Below are 5,907 nucleotides of genomic sequence, written 5' to 3' on the forward strand. Positions count from 1 at the left end.
ACGCCTCGCTCCCGAGCATGCACAAGAAAAGAGGGCATTACCTTTGGGGGAATGGCGTCGACGGTACGAGAATGGTTTTTCATAAGTTGTACTCCTGTTTCCATTGAGAAAAAAGAGGGCAAAGTAACAAGATTGTTAAAAATGGAATCTTGCTTGTTAAAGAATAGTCGCATCGTTCACGTTTTTATGGTTTTTTAGCGAAAGAAATGAGCCAATTTCCTGTTTTTTTTGTTGGTGTTCGTCATCTTTTCTATACTGGCTACTGGGTGAATTGTCATTATAAGTGATGAAATGAGACGAATAATTGGACTTGTTTTGTATTTGTTATGGGGCGTGAATGAAGTGAAAGCGCAAGATGTTGAATGGATAAAAAGTCGTTTGTTAATGACGCACGATTTTTATAACCGAATCATTTACACTCGTGACATCAAACTGTGGGGGCAAAAAGATTACTGGGCGACACCGGAAGAAACATTGCGACGATTTAAAGGCGATTGTGAAGATATTGCGATAGCGAAGTACTTCTCGTTACTTAGGCAAGGAATGCCATCAAACCGGTTGCGTCTCGCGTATTTATTATTGCCATCCACTACGCCTAAAATCTACCATCTAGTATTGGAATACCATCATGATGATGGACGAATTTATGTTTTGGATAATCGCTATAGTCAAATCCATTTAGCGGATGAGGTTCATGACGCTCAAACCGTGGTGGTTTTTGATTTACACAACATGTGGATTGATGGCCATTTAATAGGGGATAGTCAAGAACGGATGGGGAAATGGGCTGCTTTGTTAGAGCGCCATCGAAGTCAGACAGCGGCGACATTAGAAAAACAACGAGTATCACATATTTTATATATTTTGGATCAAAAATATTTGATTTAATATAAAATTTTCCTTGAAATAGCCCTATAGTATATTCGTGATTTTGCTTTACGGAGACAGCATATAGCTCAACGCTATTGCGTGTTGCCCCCCAAGTAAACGTCCATTCATCCCGTATTTGAGCATTTTTTATTCTGTGGATACAGAAAACCACGGGTTTACCCGTGGATGAATGCCTTTGGAGACGGTACGATGGCTAAATGCAATATTACACCTCGTCCCATAGTGTTTATTACACTAAATATCACATAGTTTGGGTGACTAAGTACCGTCGGAAAATCCTGAACCCTGGTATGTGCAGCTACCTACGAAAGATTATGCCAAAGTTACTGCGAAGTTTACCTGGCGTTGAGATCGAGACGATAGGCTTTGATGAAGATCATCTGCATATGATGATGCTTATCCCACCGAAGTACAGTATTTCAGACGTCATGGGTAAACTAAAAAGCCAATCGTCGCACCACATGCGAAAAACGTTCAGTTGGCTAAGTAAGGTTTACTGGAAAGAGAACATTGTTTGGTCGCCAGGTTACTTTGTCAGTAGCGTAGGCGTGAATGAACAGGTAATAGCGAATTACGTTAGGCATCAGGGCGAAAAGGATTCTGGTCAACTCCGCATGGAGTTGTAACAGTAAGTACCCCGTGCATGCACGTATCTACAAGATAAATCATTCTTATCAAGTATTTGCTTTACTTTTTCCAGCATTGCGAATCACCCTTAAGCAATTTGTTAGTCCATACGCCACTTCGATTTTTACTCCCCAAGATATTGAAAGCAGGAATTATATGAAAGGCTTTGAACACTGAAGTGAGACAGGCAGCTGCAAAACTTTACCGCCATTGAGATACGAAAGTTAGCTAGTAGGAAGACGCTCAGACCTCCCCGAATTTCACTAGCTTCAAATCGACGATAGCACCAAGGAAAAACAAGAACCATTTAGAAAAAAACGTGAAATCAAAGCGAATACAGTGCATATAGTGGGGCATTTCCTTCTTCCTTCAGGTGTGCCCAAAAAAAAGGTTCATCGCCTTTCAAATCGTAAACTTAACCCGCTGACCTTTATGCTAAATTACGGATAAAATACGTGAAAAATACGTAAAAATTACGTACTCTAATCTTGACTCGCATATCATTATTGCACTAATATTTAGTCAAACGATGCAGCAGACATTGTTCAGACTGAATAGCTCTCGCTTGATTTTTGAATGATGACATCGCGTAACCTGATTGATTACTTTAGTCTTGAGGGTCGAGGCAGTGTCCGGTAATGATGTTCTGAATTGAACTTATATGATAAGTTCACGAGGCTCCCTAGATGGAGCCTTTGTTATTTCTGGGGTAAGGAAAAACCGACATCAATGGCGAAAAAGCAATTATTCAACCTTCCTGATCGTGCTGTTCAGCAGTGGAAATCGTTCAAAGTTGATGAGCAGGAATTTGACTTATCCCACCTAGATGCTCTTAAAATTACATTTACTCACCCAAAACGTAACGAGAGCTACACCCTCTTCTTTACTTTATCGCATCATACGTTCACTCGAAGTATTCGCGACGGCGAAGTAGTGGCAAAAGAACAGCTGTATCCATATCAACCGGACTTGCGTGTTTTCGATGAGACTCGATATATGCTATCCCGCCACTTACCACAAATTATCGAGACGTTACCAGATCAGTTCTGCTATCACGGAGGTTACACGCGTTACTGCAGTTGTATGTTGAAAGACGATGAAGGTAATGACGTTAACTACCAAGTTGTTTATCGCGCTTGGAAAGAGCGTGGTAAGATGCGCTTCCATGTTGAAAGTGCATATCCGTTAGATGTGCGACCAAGTAGGCCAAAGAAAGTGGATTTTTGGGTCATTTGCCACAACCTTCTTCGCAATAAGCCGATGCCAAAGCCGGTAGCTTAATCACTAAAATCAACGCATAGTAAAAGAGCCATACGAGCAGAATCATGCTTAAATGCTTTGTTAGGCAAATTATCGAAGTTGACTCCAATCGAAAACCTCAGTAATTCTGTAGGTACACTCTGATGTTCCGCTACGATCAGTATCAGTACGAGTGATGTACTCACCTATTTGAATCTTTCTTTGAAACAAGTTCACTGTTGATGTAGCGTTCCCTTCACCTGCTCCCCAATGAAGTAACCCTTCTTTATCTTTGGGTATAATATAAATAGGCCACTTGTCTCCGCCATCAATCGTGTAACCAAAACTCTCCATCGGACGTGCGGAACTATCAGTATTTACAAATAAGTCAACAACTAGCACATCTTCTGTTTCCACCGAATCTTCTACACATACTGCTTTTATTCTAGAAAAACTCATTTTTGCCTAACGCCCTGTTAAGGGGTGAGCACTGCGATAAACACTTAATTGTTGTTGCGTTACAAGGTTTTGAAGACGATATTGATGGTAAAGAATTAATTAAGCTGTATTACATATGTAATACATAGATCTCTCTAGAGGGCTCTATGTCTCTGCCTGAACTTATAATCCTAACTTAACGTCATTCAAAACTTCAAATGTGTCGCGTTCAGTTGTTATAAGATCCCCGTGAACTTCGAGTTTTACGTCTCCGCTGATGTTGTACGTTGTTGAGCAACCAGCTAGCAGTAGTGCAGTCAGGAGAGCTCCAATGAAATGAAAGTTTTTGTTCATTATTTTTTTATTAAACGTAATAAGTGTATTCGACGTTTGCAAATTTTTCTGAAGATAGAATTTTGGACATAAAAAAGCCGCTATCGAGCCACCCGTCTCTTGATCACAAGTCTAGTGATCAAGAGACATTGCGAGTTCGTAGCCTTCAAGGATGGTTTGTAATTTAAACCATCCTTCCCAAAGCACCTTTATTGAAGCTCTCCCCGTCCTCTTGGTATCTTTCCAACCGCCTAATTTAGCGAGATTTTTGTACGCCCAGCCCATATCGGGCACTTCTTTAGGTAACGTCTTACTTTCTAGTTTCAACCACAGTAGCTTCCAAGCTTTTTGGCCCAATACCTTTTCACAACTTTCTTTCGTTAGCTCATCAACTTCTTTAATGAAGCGTAACGCCAATAAACGCGTAGCAACAAAAGCATAGATGACACTTAATCTCTCTAAGTTATCTTTACTTTGTAGCCTGAGTGATTCCACATCTGTCCCTTCACTTTTCCAGACTTTATGGAAATCTTCAATCAGCCATCGACGCTCGTAATAACCGATAATTCTCATGGCGTCTTCAACGTTGTTTATTGGCTCCGACGTCAAGAGGTGCCATGCTAACTTGTCTTTTGATGTCCCTTGCTCAAGACAACCAACATAATAAACAGGTATGCCTGCATGCTCTTTTTTGTTTGCCGGAGCCTTTAATGTCACCTGACCATATTTAACATCAAGCTTTACATCTCTCGCTTTTCTTCCTCCTTTTTGGGGGATGGTAAGCGCTTTTGTCTTGACGCTTGGTAACGCTTGCGCATAGTCGTAAAGCTTTTGAGCATGCTCTTCTAGACAACGACTTTGCATTGAGCGAACGACAAAACGCTGCTGATGTTGACGCTTATAAGTTAAGTATTCGAAGAGGTCTGCTTCTCGGTCACAGACCGAGATAACATCTAACATTTTATCCCCTAGGCGTTCAACGACACGACGAGAAGCTTGCTCCCATTTGTAACTCTCTTTCTCCTTATAAGGGCGAGTCGCGTGTTGGTGCTTTTGCCCACGCTTGGTAATATCTCGGCTCCATCGCTGCTGCTCTATCAGACCAACAATGGTTTGGTTTTGTGGTGCAAAAAGTAACGTCGAATGTACGTGGAGAGCTCGAGTTCTATCGCCTTGATTAGTATGCCCGAGTTCTTCTTTGATACTTCGATGCGGAAAGCTGAGCGTTGTTGTATCTTCAAGCGCGAGTAATTCCTTATGCTCGTTAGCTCGAGATACCGTTGATTGAAAACCTGCTTCAGCGATGTCTTTTGCATCGATGTTATCATTGCGGATAAAGCGATATGCACCTTCCATATCGGCGGGAGAAAAAGGAAGTTTAGCCACGGAGACTCCTGGTTGATTAGCAATAGAAGTCGCTAAACTGATGAGGCGTTGTGTTCTTCGAGGGTCTTTAAGTTGTGCTTGTCCAAATTGTTCTTGTGCCCAAAGTTTAGCGTCTGAGTGTGTCATCTTAGTGTTTCAGTAAGGATTACTAAGTGATCAGATCACACACACTTGAAAGAGTTCAAAAAAAATCCCCAAGCTACAAGCTTGGGGATTTGTGTATAAGAGACAGCTATCGAGCGGCCTTTTGTTTTCTGAACGTTATTTGTGGATTAAGCAGTAATCGACCAACATCGATTGTAGGTTTTGCTTATCCCGTACCAACGCGAGAGCTGCGACGGTGTCAATGTGCTCATGATATTCATAGAGCAACTTGAAACCATCAAAGCTGAATTGGCGAATATTGTATACGCCAAGAGTTGTTAACTCGTGGCAAGGAGGGTGCATTTCTGGATTATCAGTAATGTTACTCTCAAATTTCTCTACAAGGGTTTCAATCCTCTCGACCACAACATCCTCTTCACTCCAGAGTGATAGGTAGTTGATTTGGTCGTCTGTCATATTTTCAAATGCTTCGGTGTATACAATATTGGTGCTCATTAAGTCCCTCTTATTTGGATTTTCGAGCCGCCAATCTCTCCTTAAATTTGTCTGAGCTGGTTGTTCGTCCAGCAGTCATATCTTCACGTCCAAAACTGACCAGCTTCATCAAAGCAATAGCCTGATCGCGTCTTTGGCGCTCTTCATATGACTCCACAACATAAATCGGCTTGCCGTTTTGTGTGATGGTCATAGCATCATCTAAAGGAAGATCAGCAGCGTGTTTTTTCAAAAAGCTTACTGTCTCTGTACGCATGTAACGTTTGTCCTTACCCATTTTTCGAGGTTTTCTTTCATTGCCAATATTAGTGAGGAGAACCATCACTTGATGGTTAATATACGTGCAAATTAATAATGGGTCAAATTTAGCTTAAATTTAGATCACCTAAGCGT

The 5,907-nt window shown here is 41.3% G+C and carries 8 protein-coding genes; 4 read left to right on the forward strand and 4 right to left on the reverse strand.

The genetic code is table 11. The annotated features are described in order from the left end of the window. The 4 genes from OU793_RS23290 to OU793_RS23305 form a co-directional block, all read left to right on the forward strand. Positions 1-198 (forward strand): hypothetical protein (locus tag OU793_RS23290; RefSeq protein WP_274647860.1); only part of this gene is annotated, 198 nt, incomplete at its 5' end. A 93-nt stretch (positions 199-291) separates the two neighbouring features. Next, positions 292-888 carry a transglutaminase-like cysteine peptidase gene (locus tag OU793_RS23295; protein ID WP_024699776.1) on the forward strand — a complete coding sequence of 199 codons (597 nt, stop codon included), beginning with the start codon at positions 292-294 and terminating at the stop codon, positions 886-888. A gap of 200 nt (positions 889-1,088) precedes the next feature. Beyond that, positions 1,089-1,517 carry an IS200/IS605 family transposase gene (gene tnpA, locus OU793_RS23300; protein ID WP_024699775.1) on the forward strand — a complete coding sequence of 143 codons (429 nt, stop codon included), beginning with the start codon at positions 1,089-1,091 and terminating at the stop codon, positions 1,515-1,517. A gap of 730 nt (positions 1,518-2,247) precedes the next feature. Further along, positions 2,248-2,799 (forward strand): heat-shock protein, encoded by a 552-nt coding sequence (locus OU793_RS23305; RefSeq protein WP_024699774.1) that lies wholly within the window; start codon positions 2,248-2,250, stop codon positions 2,797-2,799. Between the two features lie 69 nt (positions 2,800-2,868). Here OU793_RS23305 and OU793_RS23310 read toward each other — a convergent pair whose 3' ends face one another. The 4 genes from OU793_RS23310 to OU793_RS23325 form a co-directional block, all read right to left on the reverse strand. Then, entirely contained in the window at positions 2,869-3,216 is a 348-nt protein-coding gene (locus OU793_RS23310; RefSeq protein WP_024699773.1) for a hypothetical protein, read from the reverse strand. A gap of 444 nt (positions 3,217-3,660) precedes the next feature. Further along, a complete protein-coding gene (locus OU793_RS23315) occupies positions 3,661-5,040 on the reverse strand; it encodes an IS4 family transposase (RefSeq protein WP_024699725.1) in 1,380 nt (459 codons plus the stop codon). A 135-nt stretch (positions 5,041-5,175) separates the two neighbouring features. Continuing rightward, positions 5,176-5,514, reverse strand: a complete 339-nt coding sequence (locus OU793_RS23320) for a type II toxin-antitoxin system RelE/ParE family toxin (protein WP_024700504.1) — start codon at positions 5,512-5,514, stop codon at positions 5,176-5,178. 10 nt (positions 5,515-5,524) lie between these two features. Next, positions 5,525-5,770: a prevent-host-death protein gene (locus tag OU793_RS23325; protein WP_021018379.1), complete on the reverse strand. Its 246-nt coding sequence runs from the start codon at positions 5,768-5,770 to the stop codon at positions 5,525-5,527. Positions 5,771-5,907: the final 137 nt, after the last annotated feature.

This window comes from Vibrio sp. VP6, assembly GCF_028823755.1.
GTDB classification, from domain to species: Bacteria; Pseudomonadota; Gammaproteobacteria; order Enterobacterales; family Vibrionaceae; genus Vibrio; species Vibrio parahaemolyticus.